The following is a 17,663-nucleotide window of genomic DNA, read 5'->3' on the forward strand; positions in this document are numbered from 1 at the left end:
GCTTAGCACGCTAAACTAGTTGAGTCAAGAATTATTTTTCAGTTGGATCAATCAACTATCTAACTTAATTAAAATTAGAAAGAAGCTTGGTCAACGTGGATACCAGGTCCAAATGTTGTTGTTACAGTAACATTCTTCATGTATTGACCTTTAGCTGCTGATGGTTTAGCTTTCACTAATACATCATGGATTGTTTGGAAGTTTTCGATAAGTTTTGCATCATCGAATGAAACTTTACCGATTGGAACATGTACGTTACCAGCTTTGTCAACGCGGTAAGTTACTTTACCAGCTTTTACTTCGTTAACAGCTTTTGTTACGTCCATTGTAACTGTTCCAGTTTTAGGGTTAGGCATTAAGCCTTTAGGTCCTAATACACGACCTAATTTACCAACAGTTGCCATCATATCAGGTGTTGCAACAACTACGTCAAAGTCAAACCATCCACCTTGGATTTTTTGAACCATGTCGTCGTCACCAACGAAATCTGCACCAGCTGCTTCAGCTTCTTTTGCTTTTTCGCCTTTAGCGAATACTAAAACAGATTGTGTTTTACCAGTTCCGTTTGGTAATACAACAGCACCACGAATTTGTTGGTCTGCTTTTTTAGGGTCAACATTCAAACGGTAAGCAACTTCAACAGTTGCGTCGAATTTTGCAATGTTAGTTTCTTTTGCCAAAGCTACTGCTTCTGCAACAGGATAAACTTTACTTGAATCAACTTTTTTTAATGCATCTTGCATTTTTTTGCTCTTTTTAGCCATTTTGTTTCCTCCTTGATTGTGGTTATAACGGTTGTACCTCCCACGTGTTCTATATCTTTCAATACAGAGCCAACTGAGAAGCTACTTTCTTGGGGACGGTAGAATAAATTATTCTACAACGATACCCATGCTTCGTGCAGTTCCTTCAACCATGCGCATTGCTGATTCAACGTTAGCAGCGTTTAGGTCTTCCATTTTCAATTCAGCGATTTCTCTTACTTGATCGCTAGAAATTGTAGCAACTTTATTTTTGTTTGGTTCACCTGAACCTTTTTCGATTTTAGCTGATTTTTTCAATAAAACTGCAGCTGGTGGTGTTTTTGTAACAAAAGTAAATGAACGATCTTCATATACTGAGATTACAACTGGGATAATCAAGCCTGCTTGATCAGCTGTACGAGCGTTGAATTCTTTAGTGAATCCCATAATGTTGATACCCGCTTGACCTAGTGCAGGACCTACTGGTGGTGCTGGAGTTGCTTTACCTGCAGGAATTTGCAATTTAACGATTTTTTCTACTTTCTTTGCCACGAGACATACCTCCTTAAGTCCGTGATGTGGTTAATTGGAGATACATATTTCTCCTCCCACGTTTTCATCTATCAATTTAAAAAAGTTAGATAAAAATGTGCATTTCAATGCACACTGATACATTATAGCAAATCCAATCATATTTTCAAGAATTTTTTTGATTATTTTTATAGTTATCAGCAAAAAGTGCTAAAAATTTTCTTATAAAGGAAAGATTTTTTTCTTTCTTTCGTCCTTTTGTGCTAAACTTACGCCAGAATAATTAAATGTACGAAAAATGAAGTTTGTAGAAACTTTTTTCCTTAAGAATTTGACGAGGTGAAAAAATGAAAGAGTTAAAGTATAGAAGCGTCTTTGATATTATCGGGCCAGTGATGATTGGTCCAAGCAGTTCTCATACAGCTGGAGCAGCTAGAATTGGCAAAGTGATTCGCAGTATTTTTGGTGAGCAACCAGATTCTGTTGATATTTACCTTTATGAGTCATTTGCGAAAACTTATCGTGGCCACGGTACCGACATTGCTTTGGTTGGTGGTTTGTTGGGAATGGAACCTGATGATGAACGTTTAGCTGATTCACTAAAATTAGCGTATGAAGCTGGGATGGAAGTTTTATTCGTACCAAAAAGTGAAAAAGCAGAACATCCAAACTCAGTCAAAATGCTTTTATCAAAAGGAAAACGGAAATTGTCAGTCACTGGTATCTCGATTGGAGGCGGAAATATTCAGATTTCCGAACTCAACGGTTTCAAGATTTCTTTAAGTATGGGAACACCAACACTGATTGTTGTCCATCAAGACGTTCCTGGAATGATTGCCAAAGTGACCAATATTCTTTCCGAAACAAACACAAATATCGGAACGATGACCGTGACAAGAGAGTCAAAAGGTGAAAATGCCATTATGATTATCGAAGTGGATGATCCACAAGTCGAAGAAACTGTCCGAAAACTACAACAGCTACCACATATTGATAGCGTGAATTACTTTGATTAAGGGAGTCTGCAAAGCCTATGTTTTTATCAATTGAAGAATTAGTCGAACAAGCAAAAGACTACTCATCTGTCGCAGAGCTAATGATTGCAACCGAGATGGAAATGAGCGGCCGTTCGCGCGAACACATCATTCAAATCATGGAAAAAAATCTAGCAGTCATGGAGCAATCAATCACTGAAGGAAAAGCTGGCGTTACTTCTGTCACAGGAATTACTGGTGGAGATGCAAAACGTTTAGATACTTACTTAGAACAAGGTGATTTTTTGAGCGGTGATACGATTTTAACAGCAGTAAGAAATGCCATCGCAGTGAATGAAGTCAACGCCAAAATGGGACTCATCTGTGCAACACCAACTGCTGGAAGTGCGGGCGTTGTCCCCGGTGTATTAATGGCCGTTCGTGAACGTCTTTCTTTGACACACGAGCAACAACTAGACTTTTTATTCACAGCAGGAGCATTTGGATTAGTCATTGCAAACAATGCTTCAATCAGCGGTGCCGAAGGCGGTTGTCAAGCGGAGGTTGGTTCCGCTAGCGCAATGGCAGCTGCGGCTTTAGTTTGTGCTAAAAATGGCACACCTCATCAAGCTGCTCAAGCAATTGCCATTACTTTAAAAAATATGATGGGACTGATTTGTGATCCTGTTGCAGGACTAGTAGAAGTTCCCTGTGTGAAACGAAATGCTTTAGGTTCCTCACAAGCTTTTATTTCAGCAGACATGGCACTTGCAGGAATCGAAAGCGTCATTCCACCAGACGAAGTAGTTGCTGCTATGTATCAAGTTGGTCGTCAAATGCCATCGATTTTCAAAGAAACGGCTGAGGGTGGTCTAGCTACTACGCCAACTGCACAACGCTTAACCAATGAACTGTTAACTAAACAAGCTTAAAAAGGTCGGGGCAGATAATTCTGCCTCGACCAACCTGAAGACAACAATCCTTTCATGGTTGTTGTCTTCAGGTTTTTTATTTTCTTTACCTATGTATTTGTTAACCGATAAATTCATGCATCCTATCACGGCCAGCATACTACTATAGTTTTTAAGTACCAAGCCTCATTCCAGAGTTGGTATTGAAGTCATTTTAGGGATTATCGCCTCGGCTATTGCAATTATTCAAGGAATGTACAATGTTGGTAGATACGCTGCTAAGCAATGTGTATCTCGTGGTATTCTTTCTAAAAAAGAATATAAACCTAACGGTGGTTGGATAATGGCTGGAATTACAGCCTCATTTGGCTTTCCAGCAGCACTAGGTTTTGATGATTACATGTACAATCGTTAATTTGTCTTACGAAAGGAATAGAAATGAACATATTTAGGGATATTTTTAAATTTTTTATTGATCACTATGATTTCATCGCAATCTTATTACTCTCAGGAGCCGTAATATCTTTATCTATCAAATCCGCTAGACAGCAAGATGAAATTGACCAAATTAAGCAGCAACTTCACACTTACGAAGTACAAGATCTTTTATCAAGAAAAAAATAATTAGCCGAATTCACTAAATTGATTGTTCTTACAAAAATCTTGATAATAAAGTGGCTGTAACAAAGGTGGGCACCTTCAAAAAAATAAGAAGGACTTTCTAAAAATCTCTTCTCAAATGTTTGTGACACTTCGACTTATTTACGAAGGAGTTACTTCTTGAACACCGTTTATTCAGAGAAAGAGCAGTGACAAAAATTTCGTCACTGCTCTTTCTCCATTTTATTAGTGTATTTAAATGTAGATAGAAAGTTTTTGACTACAACTCCCTCACCTAATCCAACAATGTTGTATTTTTTACTTCTTCAATTGTTTTTGTTCCAGCCAATTGCATAGTAATTGATAGTTCTTTATTGAAATGTTCAAAAACAGAAGTTACGCCTTCTGCTCCGCCTAAATTCAACCCATAAATCACTGGACGACCTATTGCTACTAAGTCCGCACCACTTGCCAATGCTTTGAAAACATGTTCACCACGACGTACGCCTGAATCAAAAACAATTGGTACACGTTTATTAACTGTTGCAGCAATCATTGGTAATACTTCAAATGAGGCAGGACCACCATCTAATTGACGTCCACCATGATTTGAAACCCAGATACCATCTGCTCCAGCAGCAATTGCAACTTCGGCGTCTTCTGGTGATTGAATTCCTTTTACAAAAACAGGAAGATGAGTAAATTCTTTGATTTTTTTGATATCATCTGGAACTAGCCCTTGTTTAGCAGCAGCATAAATTTCAGCAATTCCTTTTCCTTCACCACTTCCACTAGCACTTTGCTCGCTATAAGCAGCTAAGTTAGGCATTGGTAATGGGAATTGGAATTGATTGATGACATCTTCTTCACGATAACCACCTAATGTTGAGTCCGCAGTAAGAATAATTGCTTTTGCTCCGGCTTCCATCGCTTGCGTCAAAATAAATTCATTGAAACCATCATCTTTACTCATATATAGTTGGAAAAATTGTGGCGCATTTGGTGCTGCTGCAGCGGCGTCTTTAATTGTTGTATTCGCATACGTACTGATTGAAAAAATTGAACCAGCTGCTGCTACACCTTTTGCAGTATCCGCCTCACCTTTTTCATGAGCTAATCCTTGCGCAGCTGATGGTGCTTGAATAATTGGTGTATCTAAATCAATACCAAAAACAGACGTGTGTAAATCAGCATGATCAATCCCGCGCAAGACGCGTGGCATAATTTTTTTAGTATTGAATGCAGAAGTATTTTCTTTCATCGTCCATTCATCTTCAGAACCGCCACGAATATAACCGAAAGCCCCCGCTTCCATACGTTCTTTCACGCGGTCTTCTAGTGATGCAATGTTTACGATTTCGATTGGATGTTCTTCATTACTTGTATGATAAGTCATTTTGACTCCTTCTTTCTTTTCAACTTTACGAAATTAAGTATATTACTCTTACAAAAAGTAAGCAAATATTTATACTCGACAAAAAGAGCGCTAGCTTAAAATAGCTAACGCCCAATATATTTCAACTAAAAGTTCTTGCTTTATCAATTTTTTAACTAGCTGCATTCTCTTCCCAAATAAATTTCTGCACAAGTTGATCTACTTCTTGATTTTCATGAAGCATACTATGGGAAGCGTTATCTCCTTCGATGACTTTTTCCTTCACTTGGTTTCCGTGCTGGGTTAGCAAAGCAAATACAGCTAACGCACTATTGAGTGGCACCGTTCCATCACTTAAATCGGTTTGACTTAACTGCCCCGCAATTAATAACACCTTTGTCTGTGTAGGAACATTGTCAATCATTTGCTGATAGTCTTGATAGCGACTGGAAGTGACTGCCGGACCATTTGCTCGTTCATCTGTTAAAGTTTGCGCACTATCATCTGTAAAGTCATTAAATGGCGCACCAATCGCTACAAATTTTTCGACTTGAGGTAACGAAGTCTCTTGGCCATAAGTTACCAAGTAGCGCAATGCACTTACGCCACCCATCGAATGCCCAACAACATTCACTTTTTCCACACCATACGTTGTTTGTAAATAGGTTAAACAGTTTTTGATCCACTCCGTCTGATTCCACTCATTGTTGACATTATCAGTAAACAAAACTTGAATCATTGGATTTTCTGCCTGCTGACTTAACTTGCCTGTTGCTTGAACCGTTCCATCTGGACTGACCGTCAACTGAAGCGATTGCTTTGCTAGTTGCGTTTCTTCTAACCGTTGCAACATGCCCTTAAAAGAATTGACTGTTCCACTGTAGCCATGAAAAAAAAGTGTTGGTGTCGTTGACTTCTTTGACGCATCGCTCGTTTGCGTCGTTTGTTCAGTTTGTGTAGATGCATTGGAACTAGATTTATCATTTGTTCTTTGACAACCAGCCATGATGACCAGCCCTAATAAAAGTAAACTGATGATCAAAGCAGGATTGATTTTCTTTGAGTTAAATTTTTTCAATGACCTGATTCCTCCTTTTCACACACGATCCGTCTTATCTACTAAAAAAACCTGAAGCGCCAATCACTAGGATTAGCATTTCAGGTTTCTGTTTAATTAGTCAATTTTATCTACTTGATCGAAGTCAAGCTCAGTACTTGTTTCACGACCAAACATATCGATATTTACTTTTAGTTTTTCTTTTTCTTCATCGACTTCAGTTACGTGTCCTTCAAGTCCAGCAAATGCACCTTCAATAATTTTCACTGTTTCGCCAACGCCAACTTCTAAATCATTTTGGCGTACGCTCATACCGATTGAACGTAAAATGTGATTTGCTTCTTCAGGTAACAATGGAGCAGGTTTACTACCAGCACCGTGAGATCCTACAAAACCAGTTACTCCTGGAGTATTACGAACAACATACCAAGAACCGTCGGACATAATCATTTCAACTAGGACATAACCAGGAAATGTTTTATGAACCGTTTCTTTTTCTTTGCCATTTTTCACTTCAGTCTCTGTTTCTTCTGGGACAACGACACGGAAAATATAATCAGCCATTTTCATGCTTTGCGCACGAGATTCAATGTTTGCCTTTACCTTATTTTCATAACCAGAATACGTGTGCAGCACGTACCAATTTTTTTCAAAAGATTCCATTTACGGCTCCTCATTTCGTTGTAAAATAAAAAAACCTCAGTCACCCGAAGTTTTTCTTCCACCCAATTGTAGCACAAATCACGCTCGTTTACTAGCGTCTTATTTAAGAACTAATGCAAACAAGCTTTGGATTGCTGTGTCCATAATGAAAAACATCAAAGCAAAAATAATTGATGTTTCAATGACAACTAAAGTGTCACGACGTAATTGTCTTTTTGTTGGCCAAGTAACTTGTTTCATTTCAGCCAATACACTTTTAATAAATTTCACCGTTGTGTCCTCGTTTCATTCTTATTTTGTTTCTTTATGTAATGTGTACTGATTACAATATTTACAAAATTTATTGATTTCCAAACGCGCGCCACTTTTTCCTTCACTAACCGATTTGGTGTAGTTTCGAGAGCCACAAACGGAACAAGCTAATGCTGCTTTTTTCTTTGCCATCCGTGTCTACCTCCTAACTGAAAATCAAATTTGTACACTCTAACAGTAGCATGGAAATAAGTTCTTGTCAATTTGTGATGAGTACTAGCTATTGTTTTATAAATACTTATGATATGATTAGTAAGAAATGAAGTAAAAATGAGATATGGGGGTATTATTATGCTACTTAAAACGCTTGTATATAAGAAAAAAGATCTAACAACTGTAACAGAAACAAATACATTAGAAGAAGCACTTGAAATCTTAGAAACATCTGGTTATCGTTGTGTGCCAATCTTAGATGAATCCGGAAAAATCTTCCGCGGAAATATCTACAAAATGCACATCTACCGTCATAAAGCAAACGGCGGAGACATGACTTTGCCAGTCACTCACCTGTTAAAAAATGCGACAAAGTTTATTTACGTGAATACTTCATTCTTTAAAGTGTTCTTCACAATTAAAGAGTTACCTTATATTGCTGTTCTCGATGATGAAAATCATTTCTATGGCATCTTGACGCATAGCACATTGCTAAACATGTTGTCACAATCTTGGAGCGTTGAGCAAGGAAGCTACGTTCTAACTATTGCTTCTACGGGTAAGCAAGGTGACTTAGCAGCCATTTCTAAAATTATTTCTAAATACAGCAGCATTGCCAGCTGTATCACATTGGATATTGGCAAAGACGAATTTATTCGTCGCACATTGATTACCTTACCAGCTGACACAGACCAAAAACTTTGCGATACAATTGTTGAACATTTGGAACGTAAAAACTACAAAGTTGTCGAAATCGAAAATTTAAGAGATATGTAAGTAACAAAAAAAGTTACGCTAAATTGGCGCAACTTTTTTTCGTATAAGATTCTATTTTCATCTCTTTTAGGCAAACTCTCAAAAATACAAAAAGAACTAGCCCTCACTCTAACAAGAGAGTTGGCTAGTTCTTTTTAACTTCATTGACTCACTTACCACCCATTTTGGCGGTGCTGTTTAAGCTGTTACTCGCGCAACTGCTTTGTTTATTGATTATTCATTAACCAGCTGACACAAGCGAACTCCAAATAATTTTTTAGTCGGCTATTGCTCGTGTTAGAAAAATCTATACTCTTTTATCGAATCCAATTGCTCGATTCAAGTAATACATAATTGGTGCCGAGATTGCCATTGTCACGAACTCACTCAACGCCAATGTTCCATATGTGATCCAAAAAGGTTTCCCGCCTGTTGGCACTAGCATATACGCAATCAAGATCATACTCACTGTGAAAAATAGCGTATTTAATGCTAAGCGAACTTTGACATTTTTTACTTTATTATACAATAGAGCTGTAATACCTAATGCAAGCAATGTTTGTCCACCACCGAACAGGACATCTAAAATACCAAAGCCAAAAAATGCATTATATACAACTACACCACCCAAGACACCCCATAATAATTTTCGGTTGAAGACGACTAAATGGTTCAAGCTTTCCGAAATCCGAATTTGAACGGGACCTGATGAAAGTGGTGTAATAAAAGTTAACGCCAAATATAAAGCCATCACAATTCCGTTAATCATTACTACTCTTAAACGCTGATTACTCTTTGTTTTCATTTCCTTTTCCTCTTTTCTCCTAGTTTTGTTAACGCGGGATGGTCGACGAACCGCAAAGGGTATTATAGCAGATGTCTTTTACTTTTCAACCATACTTTTGCTTTTTTAGTAGCCAGCACCAGTGCAAACGCTTGCAAAAACGTACGTTTTATGGTATAAAGTAAGTGTAAGAGGACATAGGAATTCCCCGTCACGCAAACGAAGTAGGTTTTGCACGCAGAGAATTGTTATGAACTTAAATAAACAACAGAAAGGTGTGGGAATTTGAGCTACCTCTTACTATTACCAGGGTCTAGCAAGCAGCGGAAGAACTAAGTGGACATTTCGAACCTTAGAATTCTTCTCCTTACGCAGTTAAGGATTAAGCACTTGCTAGACTTTTTTTGTTTTTTTCGTGTAAGTTCTTTTTTATTTCGGATTTCCTCTGCTATAATAACTAGGAATCTGCAAAAAAAGATCTTTTTTTGCGTTAGCCACAGGAGGCACACATGAATTTTCATTATCATCTTTTAATCAACCGAGCTGCTGGAAGTGGCAATGGACAGAAAGTCGCCGATAAAATGTTACCTATCTTCGATCAGTATCGAGCTACCTATTCTGTCTACTATTCAGAATATCCCGGACATGATGCAGAGCTAGCGGAACAACTTGCCAAAGCTACACTGGTGCCATGGACTACTGAAAATCAAGAAACATTGACTACCTTTCCACTCCTAGTTATCGTCGGTGGTGACGGTACGCTACACCAAGTTTTAAATACCTTTTACCAATTAGATTTGGAATTCCCCGTTGCTTATGTTCCAGCTGGTTCTGGAAATGATTTTGCTCGAGGAATTGGCTTATCTCGCAATACAGAACAAGCGGTCACTAATTTATTGAACACAACCGAGCCACAGGAAATCAATCTGCTGACTTATCAAGAACAAGTGACCGATACTAAAGGGGTTTTAGTCAACAATTTGGGAATTGGTCTTGATGCAGCAATCGTTCATGCAACAAACCATTCTGCTACCAAAGAGCGCTTAAATAAATATAATTTAGGCTCACTTTCCTATATTTTATCCATTTTACGTGTCTTTTTTACACAAAAAGGATTCCCAATTTTGGTAGATGTTGGCGGGAAAACAATAAATTTTGAAAAAGCTTTTCTTTGTACTACAACCAACCATCCTTATTTTGGGGGCGGCGTTGCTATTGCACCAACTGCTGAGGCATTTAAGCCAACGATTGATTTCGTTGTGGTTGAAAGAATTAATTTATTCAAAATTATTTGGATCGTGATTTTATTACTACAAAAGAAACAATTGAAATCAAAAAATTTCCATCACTTTACTACAAGCAAACTACGCATCGTTTCCACGACTCCCCAGTTTGGTCAAGCAGACGGTGAAGACATTGCACCTCAATCATTTGATTTACAGTTTGGAACAAAAAACCAGTCATTCTGGTGCCAGACGAAAAAATAAGGTCATGTTTCTAAAACAATTAATACATGCTAAAAAGCAATTAGCGGGTAAAATCAACGATGGTTGATTTTACCCGCTAATTTTAGTATTTTTTCATTGCAAACGAATCTTTTCCATCCCAATCATTGGATCGATTGTTTGATTTTCAATTGCTTCACTTGTTAAAATATACGTTTTAGGTTGTTCGTTTGATGCCACTTCTTTTTCCGTTTCGATCGTTTGTGTTTCAAACAAAGGAACTTCTTCGACAATAAATTCATTTCTTACTTCTTTTTTGTTGGAAACAGTACGCTCTTCTTTTTTGGCTGTCTTTACTACTTTTTCTGATACTTCACTTGTATAGGAGCCATCTTCAAAAGGATCATTTCCAGCTAACGAATCTTCATAAGCAGTCAACTTCGTCCGTGTCACAAGCGTCATGCTATCATTTTCTTCAATTCTTCGCTTCAAGGTTGTCATTCGACTAGCAGTTTCATTTTTCACACAAGTCAGGTAAGCTTGTTCTTCTCCAAGCAAAATCAACAGGTCTTTACTTCGGGTAACTGCCGTATACAATAAATTACGTTGCAACATTCGTTGATACTGATGCACCATTGGCAAGATAACCATCTTAAATTCACTACCTTGTGATTTATGGATCGAGCAACAGTAAGACAAAGTAATTTTATTCCACTCGTTTCGCTTATACGTTACCTCATTTGCATCAAATTGAATGACTAATTCATCCACTTTATCGTCAGAATCCTTTGCTAAAATAATTCCCGTAATCACACCCATATCACCGTTGAAAACATTCAATTCTGGCGTATTGACTAATTGTAATACTTTGTCGCCAATTCGATAAACTGTTTCATTCCATCGAACTTCTTTTTTATTTGGTCCACCTGGATTAAAAATTTCTTGCATCATTTTATTCAGTGCATCAATTCCTGCTGCCCCTCGATACATCGGAGCTAATAATTGAATATCTTGCGCAGTAAATCCTTTATTTTTAGCTTTTTCTACGATCTGCGAAATCAAAGGTTCGATTTGGTACGCATCACTTCTAAAAAAAGAGCGATCTTTTTGATTTTTCGTAAAATCACTAGGCAAGCGCCCTTCCTTGATTTCATGTGCTAACGGAATAATACTGGATCCGTCGCCTTGGCGATAAATCTCATTGAGCTCCATTTTTGGAATCTGTTCGATGTTTAGCAAATCATGTAAAACTTGCCCAGGACCAACAGATGGCAGCTGGTCTTTATCTCCAACTAAAATCACCTGCATATTTGTTGGAATTGCTTTAAACAAAGTATTTGCTAACCACGTATCAACCATCGACATTTCATCCACAATTAATAAACCGCCTTCTAATTCCTTGGTACTGACAGAAGGTGTTTTTTCACGCCCATTCAAGCCAAGTAGACGATGAATCGTACTTGCCGGTAAACCCGTTGTTTCATTCATCCGTTTAGCTGCCCGACCTGTTGGTGCTGCCAATAAAATAGGAAATAGTTCTTGCGTATATTTATTGGGATCTAGTTCAATTCCATTTAGTTCAGCAAACAAATTGACGATTCCGTTGATGACTGTTGTTTTCCCCGTTCCCGGCCCACCAGTTAAAATAAATAAAGGCGAGCGAATCGCTTCAGCAATCGCTTTTTCTTGTGAATCACCATATTGAATTCCAAAGATTTTTTCGACGCGTCGAATGTTCTTAGTGACTTCTTTTTCAGGATAATGAATTTCTTTTTTACGACTTAACAATCGTTGAATTGAATTGCCGATCCCCCACTCTGAAAAATACAAGCTGTTTTCATATAGGTTAGTTTCCTCTTGCTGGATTTTTCCTTCTTCGACTAGCTGAATAATGACTGTGGCAACTTGATCGGGTTCAATCTCAACTGGACGACTGGTTTCTAAAATCCGGATCGTTTGCTCCAATAGTGTGTCAGCGGGAACATAAGTATCACCTGTTTGGACACTGTGTTGAAAAATTTGATGTAAAATAGCCGCACGGATTCGTCTTGGCGAGTCAGAAGCAATCCCAATTTGTTCTGCCAAATTGTCCGCTCGTTTAAACCCGATTCCTTCGATATCTTCGACTAATTGATACGGGTTTTCTTGAATAATATCTAACGCTTCATTTTTGTATGCTTGATAGATGCTGAAAGCCAATTGACTACCGAAGCCATAGCGATTCAATCCCATAATGACTTGATCCATTCCGTGATTCAAGCGAATCGTTTCAGCAATCATGTCACGCTTTGGTTTCGTTAAACCAGAGATTTGTCGTAAAAGAGAAGGATCTTCAATGATTTTTTCAATGGCATCTTCCCCCAGCATCTCAACAATTTTTTCAGCTGTTTTTTTACCAATCCCTGGAAATTTTTCACTTGAGAGATACGAAACAATCCCATTAGCCGTTGTTGGTTTTTCTTGCTCATAACGTTCAACTTTTAACTGACGGCCGTATTTAGGATGGTCAACTAGTTCACCATAGAAACGATACGTCTCATTTTCTTGGATTTCCCCGAAACTCCCCGTAACGACAATTTCTTTTTCTCGATAATCTGCACTCGTTTCATTCACATGGACTAAGAGAACTTTATAAAAATTACTTGGATTTTGAAAAAAAATCGCGGCAACTGTCCCAACGAAATATGGCATTTCTTCTGGCTGCATCGAAGCCGCCTCCTTCATCTATAGTAACGGTTCTGGTTTATTCTCCAAGCCTAAAAAATCGACTTCATTCCAAACTTTTAGTTGGTAAGGTAATAAGTTATTTGGCTCTTCTGTCTCTAGTATAGTCAAACTGCTATTAAATAAGCCACCCATTTCACGTAATTGGCTTAGTTCTTTTCCTGTCATCCATTGAATTGCAGCCGTCAACGATGCACCATGTCCCACGAACAAAATGGGACCATCATGTTGCGCCACTGCATCTGCTACAACCGTTTCAATTCGCGTAATCGCAGCCGTAATTGGCTCACCATTAAACGGTGTTGGATCATATTTATCTAAATGATTACGCAAATTAGGTAGATTTTCCGGGAATCTTTCATACATTTCTTCGATTTTTTGACCTTCCAGCAAACCTAGTCCTAGCTCACGAAGTTTATCCGTAAAAATAATTTCAACTGGGTGTGCCAGCATTTGATTGATTCCTTCAGCTGTATCACGTGCTCTCTTCGCCGTGCTTGCGTAAATGACTTCAAAAGGAACGTTTTTCACTTTTTCCCCTAGCGCTTTGATTTCTTCATAACTTTGTGGGAGTAAAGGTGAATCTCCATTACTTCCTTGGAAACGACGTTCTTGGTTCCACTCTGTTTTACCATGTCGGGTAAAATATAAATCCATTTTTCCTCACACCTCACTCATTTATCTAGCATTCTTTTTACTATTTTTTATCAAAGATTAGTCTAGTTTATCATGTTCATAGTGGTGTGTTAATTCTAACGCAGGAAATCCTTGTTGGCGCAATGCTTCATATACGATAATCGCTGCCGTGTTCGATAAATTTAGTGAGCGTACATGTTCATCATTCATTGGGATGCGTAAACATTTTTCTTCATTATTACGCATAAATTCTTCAGGCAATCCTGTCGTTTCTTTGCCGAATAAAAAGAAATGTTCTTCACCATCTGCAAAGTTTTCATCACTATAGATTTTATTGGCAAATTTTGAGATTAAATGTAATTTTCGATCCCCCAAAAAATCTAAAAATGCTTCAAGATTTGGATAATACTTGATATTAACGTCATTCCAGTAGTCCAACCCCGCACGTTTTAAATGTTTATCATCTGTCGAAAATCCTAAAGGCTCGATCAAATGTAAAGGTGTGTTCGTTGCAGCACATGTTCGTGCGATATTTCCAGTGTTCGCTGGAATCAAAGGTTCAAATAAAACGATATGATTCATCTGTTGCTCATCCTCTCATGGTAATGTTCATTTTTTATAATAAATACGATTGAATTTTGGCATAAAAAAAAACGTATCAACTCGGTGTTAGTCACTGCGAGTCGTTACGTTAGTGAAGCTCTTCTCACTATCTTTTATCAGAACAGGAACCTGATAAAAACCAATGAAAAAACAACTTGTTGCTACTATATCACCATTAAATTATTTTTGCAACCACTTGTTAATAAAAACTCAATATAAACGTTTTTTCTTAGTGCCTTTTAATAATTCAACATCGATTGTAATTTTTTCCAGCGGATGCTTGTACAAATTCTCTTTTATTTCTGGCGCAACTTGCCATTCCAAAGGTGACATCGCCAAGAGATCTTGTCGATTTTTTTCGGGGATTTCAAATTCATACGTGACACGCTGACGTTCAATCAAGTCTAATGATTCAGTAAACTTTGTGACAACTCGCTCATTTGAATAATTTTGTTTTTCTGGTTGATCCGGATAAAAAGCTTGTCGTAATTCTTTCAAATAGTTCTCTTGAGGTACAATTTTTAAAACCGTGCCATCATCTGTTAACACACGTTGAAATTCTTGATAGTGTGACGGCGAAAAAATATTTAAAATCGTTGAAAACTGTTGTGATGCAAACGGCAGGTTCGTCAAATCTGCCACACACCAGAATGCAGGGATTTCTTGTTCCGTTGCAGCATACACGCCTTCTTTAGAAATATCAAACCCAACTGCTGTATTTATTTTTTGCAATTCATTGATTTCATTTAAAAAACTACCTTCTCCGCAACCAACATCTAAAACACTCGCTCCTTCTGGTAGTTTTTTTGCAAGCAATTCGATTACCGGTTGGTACATTCCTGAACGAATCATTCGGCGTCTAGGAGCAAACATTTCTTGGTCATAGTCCGTTTTCACTGCATGTGATAAAAAATAAAGTGTTCCTTTTTTGGATAAATCAAAACGATGGCTGTTTTGACAAACTAAACCTTGTTCTGTTGCGACAATTGATTCCTGACAAACGGGACAACAAAACAATTGCTGATGTTTCAGTAAAAACTGGCGTCCACGGTCAATTTTTTTTAGCATATATTTCCCTCATTTCATTTTTATCTTACCTGTTGGCGAAAACTTTAGCAACCGGAAAAAATGTGTTACAATGCCCAAGAAGAAGAGCAAAGGAGTGCTGTTTATGATTAAAGAATTTTGTGCCGAAAATTACACCTCGATCCCTTTAGCGATTTCCCGCGGCGCGAACCGGATTGAGTTATGCGACAATCTTGCTGTGGGAGGAACCACACCAAGTACTGGCGTAATTGAAGAAGCTTTAAGTTACGCTGGTGAAAAAGAAGTCCCCGTGATGACGATTATTCGTCCGCGTGGAGGCGACTTTGTTTACAATGATATTGAATTAAAGATTATGCACACTGATTTGATTGAAGCAAAGAAATTAGGAACAGATGGTGTTGTTATTGGCTGCCTGACTCCTTCCGGTTGGCTGGATGAAGAGGCTTTAGAGTTGTTGATCGAAACAGCAGAAGGTCTACAGATTACTTTCCACATGGCATTTGACAGTGTCCCCGAAGAGCGTCAATTTGCAGCGATTGATTGGCTAGTTGAACACGGCGTTGAACGAATTTTAACCCATGGTGGCACAGCTGGTACACCAATTGAAGATAACTTTGCACATTTGAAAAAATTAATTGCTTATGCAAATAATCGTTTGATTATTTTACCTGGTGGTGGTGTATCTGATAAAAATGCAGAACAAGTTGCAAAAGAATTAGGTGTCACTGAAGTACATGGAACAAAAATTATTCCACTGGATTAACCACAAAAAGGGAGTGTGGCCTGATTAGGTCACACTCCCTTTTGATTATATAAATAATTGCTCGCTAATTTGTTGAAGCTGAACGCTTTGAGCCACAGCCTCATCCACGGTGTTCTCAAAACAGCTTCTTCGGCATAAGCCAATCTTTCATAAAAATATGAGAAGCTATTTTTAGAAAGAATGTCTTATTGCTTGAAGCTGAGCATTTTGAGCCATAACCTTACATAAAATACCCCATAAACAAAGAAGCAATATTAAAATAAATCAACACACTTGTCAAATCACTTAAAGTGGTAATAAAAGGCCCACTCGCAACTGCCGGATCAAATCCCAAACGATCCATCAACATTGGAATCAAACTTCCCGCTAGGTTAGCAACTGTAATCGCAAATAACATTGCCATACCAATAACAAAACCTAAAATAAAATTATTCTTCCAAAAACCAACAATCAAGAAAATAGTCAGACCTGTCACAGCTCCAGTAACTAAACCTGTGAAAACTTCCGCTAGAATCAATCGTGTAAAACTATTTTCTTTTTCATCCGAGATAGCCAATCGTCGCACGGCAACCGCCAATGATTGCGTACCCGCATTCCCAGCTGTCCCCGTAATTAGTGAAATAAACACCGCTAAAATACTCGCTTCACTCACAAGGTCTTCGTAATGACTAATCAATGATGCTGTTGACATTCCTAAAAACAATAGCGTAATCAGCCACGGTAGTCGCCTGGATGCAGCCTTGATTGGATTTTCATTGACTTCTTCTACATTGACCCCAGCCAAACCAGAGTAGTCACTTGCTGCTTCATCATCAATAACGTCAATAATATCATCAACCGTTACGATTCCTAACAAATGATCATCATAGTCAGTAACTGGTAATGCTAGAAAGTCATAGTCCCGAAATGTTTGCGCCACGTCTTCTTGGTCATCACCCACATGCACTGAGATAATTCGTTCACTCATTAAGTCAGCGATCATTGTATCGTCATCGTTGACAATCAAATCGCGCAAAGAAATAACACCAACTAGTTTTCCTTCTTGATTGACCACATAAATGTAGTAAATCGTTTCAGCCACATCTGCCTCATTTTTCAACACATACATCGCTGAACGGACGGTTTGATTTGCAACGATTGAAACAAATTCCGTTGTCATGATAGCGCCGGCTGTTTCATCTTCATAGTGTAACAATTCTTTGATTTCACTGGCATCTTCAGTGGACATCAAACTTAAGTATTTAGCTATTTGTTTTTTATCTAACGTATTTAACAAATCGACCGCATTATCGGTATACATTTCTGCCAACATATCCGCGGCATAGCTTGGTCGCATCTCTGCCAAATATTCCTTCATATGTTCATTATCTTCTTCAATCACGTCGAACATATCGGCTAATTCTTTTGGCGAAAGATACGTATAGATCAATTGACGATCATCTTCAGGGAGTGACTGGTAGAACTGCCCCTGCTCATAAATATGCATCTCCAAGAAATCATTTCTAAATTCTTGAATATTATTTGTCTTCAAATCCTGAGCCAACTGGGCAAATCTTTCCTCTAATTCTTGATTTTCGTCCAAACCA

Annotated in this window: 18 protein-coding genes; 5 read left to right on the forward strand and 13 right to left on the reverse strand. The window is 38.0% G+C overall.

The features are described 5' to 3' along the window. Positions 1–74: 74 nt before the first annotated feature. Both rplA and rplK read right to left on the reverse strand, forming a co-directional pair. Entirely contained in the window at positions 75–764 is a 690-nt protein-coding gene (rplA, locus tag IGJ76_RS11390) for a 50S ribosomal protein L1 (protein WP_067482954.1), read from the reverse strand. Between the two features lie 108 nt (positions 765–872). Then, positions 873–1,295, reverse strand: coding sequence for a 50S ribosomal protein L11 (rplK, locus tag IGJ76_RS11395; protein WP_067482956.1), 423 nt, complete (start codon positions 1,293–1,295; stop codon positions 873–875). 326 nt (positions 1,296–1,621) lie between these two features. Between rplK and sdaAB the strand changes: the two genes are divergently transcribed. Both sdaAB and sdaAA read left to right on the forward strand, forming a co-directional pair. Continuing rightward, entirely contained in the window at positions 1,622–2,290 is a 669-nt protein-coding gene (gene sdaAB, locus IGJ76_RS11400; protein ID WP_067482958.1) for an L-serine ammonia-lyase, iron-sulfur-dependent subunit beta, read from the forward strand. A 17-nt stretch (positions 2,291–2,307) separates the two neighbouring features. Next, entirely contained in the window at positions 2,308–3,180 is an 873-nt protein-coding gene (gene sdaAA, locus IGJ76_RS11405) for an L-serine ammonia-lyase, iron-sulfur-dependent, subunit alpha (protein ID WP_067482964.1), read from the forward strand. 874 nt (positions 3,181–4,054) lie between these two features. On the opposite strand, the gene IGJ76_RS11410 is transcribed toward sdaAA, so the two are convergent. The 5 genes from IGJ76_RS11410 to rpmG form a co-directional block, all read right to left on the reverse strand. After that, on the reverse strand, positions 4,055–5,155 hold the full coding sequence (locus tag IGJ76_RS11410; RefSeq protein ID WP_067482971.1) for a lactate oxidase: 1,101 nt from the start codon (positions 5,153–5,155) through the stop codon (positions 4,055–4,057). Positions 5,156–5,306: 151 nt separating this feature from the next. Further along, positions 5,307–6,212, reverse strand: a complete 906-nt coding sequence (locus IGJ76_RS11415; RefSeq protein ID WP_075491281.1) for an alpha/beta fold hydrolase — start codon at positions 6,210–6,212, stop codon at positions 5,307–5,309. Positions 6,213–6,308: 96 nt separating this feature from the next. Beyond that, the gene (gene nusG, locus IGJ76_RS11420) at positions 6,309–6,854 is read right to left on the reverse strand and encodes a transcription termination/antitermination protein NusG (protein ID WP_067482980.1); all 546 of its coding nucleotides are present in this window, start codon (positions 6,852–6,854) and stop codon (positions 6,309–6,311) included. 99 nt (positions 6,855–6,953) lie between these two features. Further along, positions 6,954–7,124 carry a preprotein translocase subunit SecE gene (gene secE / locus IGJ76_RS11425; RefSeq protein WP_067482982.1) on the reverse strand — a complete coding sequence of 57 codons (171 nt, stop codon included), beginning with the start codon at positions 7,122–7,124 and terminating at the stop codon, positions 6,954–6,956. 21 nt (positions 7,125–7,145) lie between these two features. Beyond that, positions 7,146–7,298 carry a 50S ribosomal protein L33 gene (gene rpmG / locus IGJ76_RS11430; RefSeq protein ID WP_067482984.1) on the reverse strand — a complete coding sequence of 51 codons (153 nt, stop codon included), beginning with the start codon at positions 7,296–7,298 and terminating at the stop codon, positions 7,146–7,148. 159 nt (positions 7,299–7,457) lie between these two features. Between rpmG and cbpA the strand changes: the two genes are divergently transcribed. Continuing rightward, positions 7,458–8,096 carry a cyclic di-AMP binding protein CbpA gene (cbpA, locus tag IGJ76_RS11435; RefSeq protein WP_067482986.1) on the forward strand — a complete coding sequence of 213 codons (639 nt, stop codon included), beginning with the start codon at positions 7,458–7,460 and terminating at the stop codon, positions 8,094–8,096. A gap of 286 nt (positions 8,097–8,382) precedes the next feature. Here cbpA and IGJ76_RS11440 read toward each other — a convergent pair whose 3' ends face one another. Beyond that, positions 8,383–8,880 (reverse strand): QueT transporter family protein, encoded by a 498-nt coding sequence (locus tag IGJ76_RS11440; RefSeq protein WP_067482987.1) that lies wholly within the window; start codon positions 8,878–8,880, stop codon positions 8,383–8,385. A 488-nt stretch (positions 8,881–9,368) separates the two neighbouring features. Here IGJ76_RS11440 and IGJ76_RS11445 point away from each other — a divergent pair, with 488 nt between their 5' ends. Then, positions 9,369–10,346, forward strand: a complete 978-nt coding sequence (locus IGJ76_RS11445; RefSeq protein WP_071868933.1) for a diacylglycerol/lipid kinase family protein — start codon at positions 9,369–9,371, stop codon at positions 10,344–10,346. A 93-nt stretch (positions 10,347–10,439) separates the two neighbouring features. Here the strand turns inward: IGJ76_RS11445 and recD2 are convergent, their stop codons facing one another. From recD2 to IGJ76_RS11465, 4 genes are all read right to left on the reverse strand, one after another. Beyond that, complete coding sequence (recD2, locus tag IGJ76_RS11450) at positions 10,440–13,010, reverse strand: SF1B family DNA helicase RecD2 (protein WP_071868932.1); 2,571 nt, start codon at positions 13,008–13,010, stop codon at positions 10,440–10,442. Positions 13,011–13,028: 18 nt separating this feature from the next. Next, positions 13,029–13,685, reverse strand: coding sequence for a histidine phosphatase family protein (locus tag IGJ76_RS11455; protein ID WP_075491284.1), 657 nt, complete (start codon positions 13,683–13,685; stop codon positions 13,029–13,031). Between the two features lie 57 nt (positions 13,686–13,742). Next, positions 13,743–14,246 carry a tRNA (uridine(34)/cytosine(34)/5-carboxymethylaminomethyluridine(34)-2'-O)-methyltransferase TrmL gene (gene trmL, locus IGJ76_RS11460; RefSeq protein WP_270608578.1) on the reverse strand — a complete coding sequence of 168 codons (504 nt, stop codon included), beginning with the start codon at positions 14,244–14,246 and terminating at the stop codon, positions 13,743–13,745. A gap of 231 nt (positions 14,247–14,477) precedes the next feature. Further along, positions 14,478–15,335, reverse strand: a complete 858-nt coding sequence (locus IGJ76_RS11465; protein WP_270608579.1) for a methyltransferase domain-containing protein — start codon at positions 15,333–15,335, stop codon at positions 14,478–14,480. Positions 15,336–15,438: 103 nt separating this feature from the next. Between IGJ76_RS11465 and IGJ76_RS11470 the strand changes: the two genes are divergently transcribed. Beyond that, positions 15,439–16,077, forward strand: a complete 639-nt coding sequence (locus tag IGJ76_RS11470; protein WP_270608580.1) for a copper homeostasis protein CutC — start codon at positions 15,439–15,441, stop codon at positions 16,075–16,077. Between the two features lie 220 nt (positions 16,078–16,297). Here IGJ76_RS11470 and mgtE read toward each other — a convergent pair whose 3' ends face one another. After that, positions 16,298–17,659 carry a magnesium transporter gene (gene mgtE / locus IGJ76_RS11475; protein WP_071868928.1) on the reverse strand — a complete coding sequence of 454 codons (1,362 nt, stop codon included), beginning with the start codon at positions 17,657–17,659 and terminating at the stop codon, positions 16,298–16,300. Positions 17,660–17,663 lie beyond the last annotated feature (4 nt).

Source organism: Enterococcus sp. DIV0175, assembly GCF_050529075.1.
In the GTDB taxonomy this organism is placed as follows: domain Bacteria; phylum Bacillota; class Bacilli; order Lactobacillales; family Enterococcaceae; genus Enterococcus_B; species Enterococcus_B thailandicus.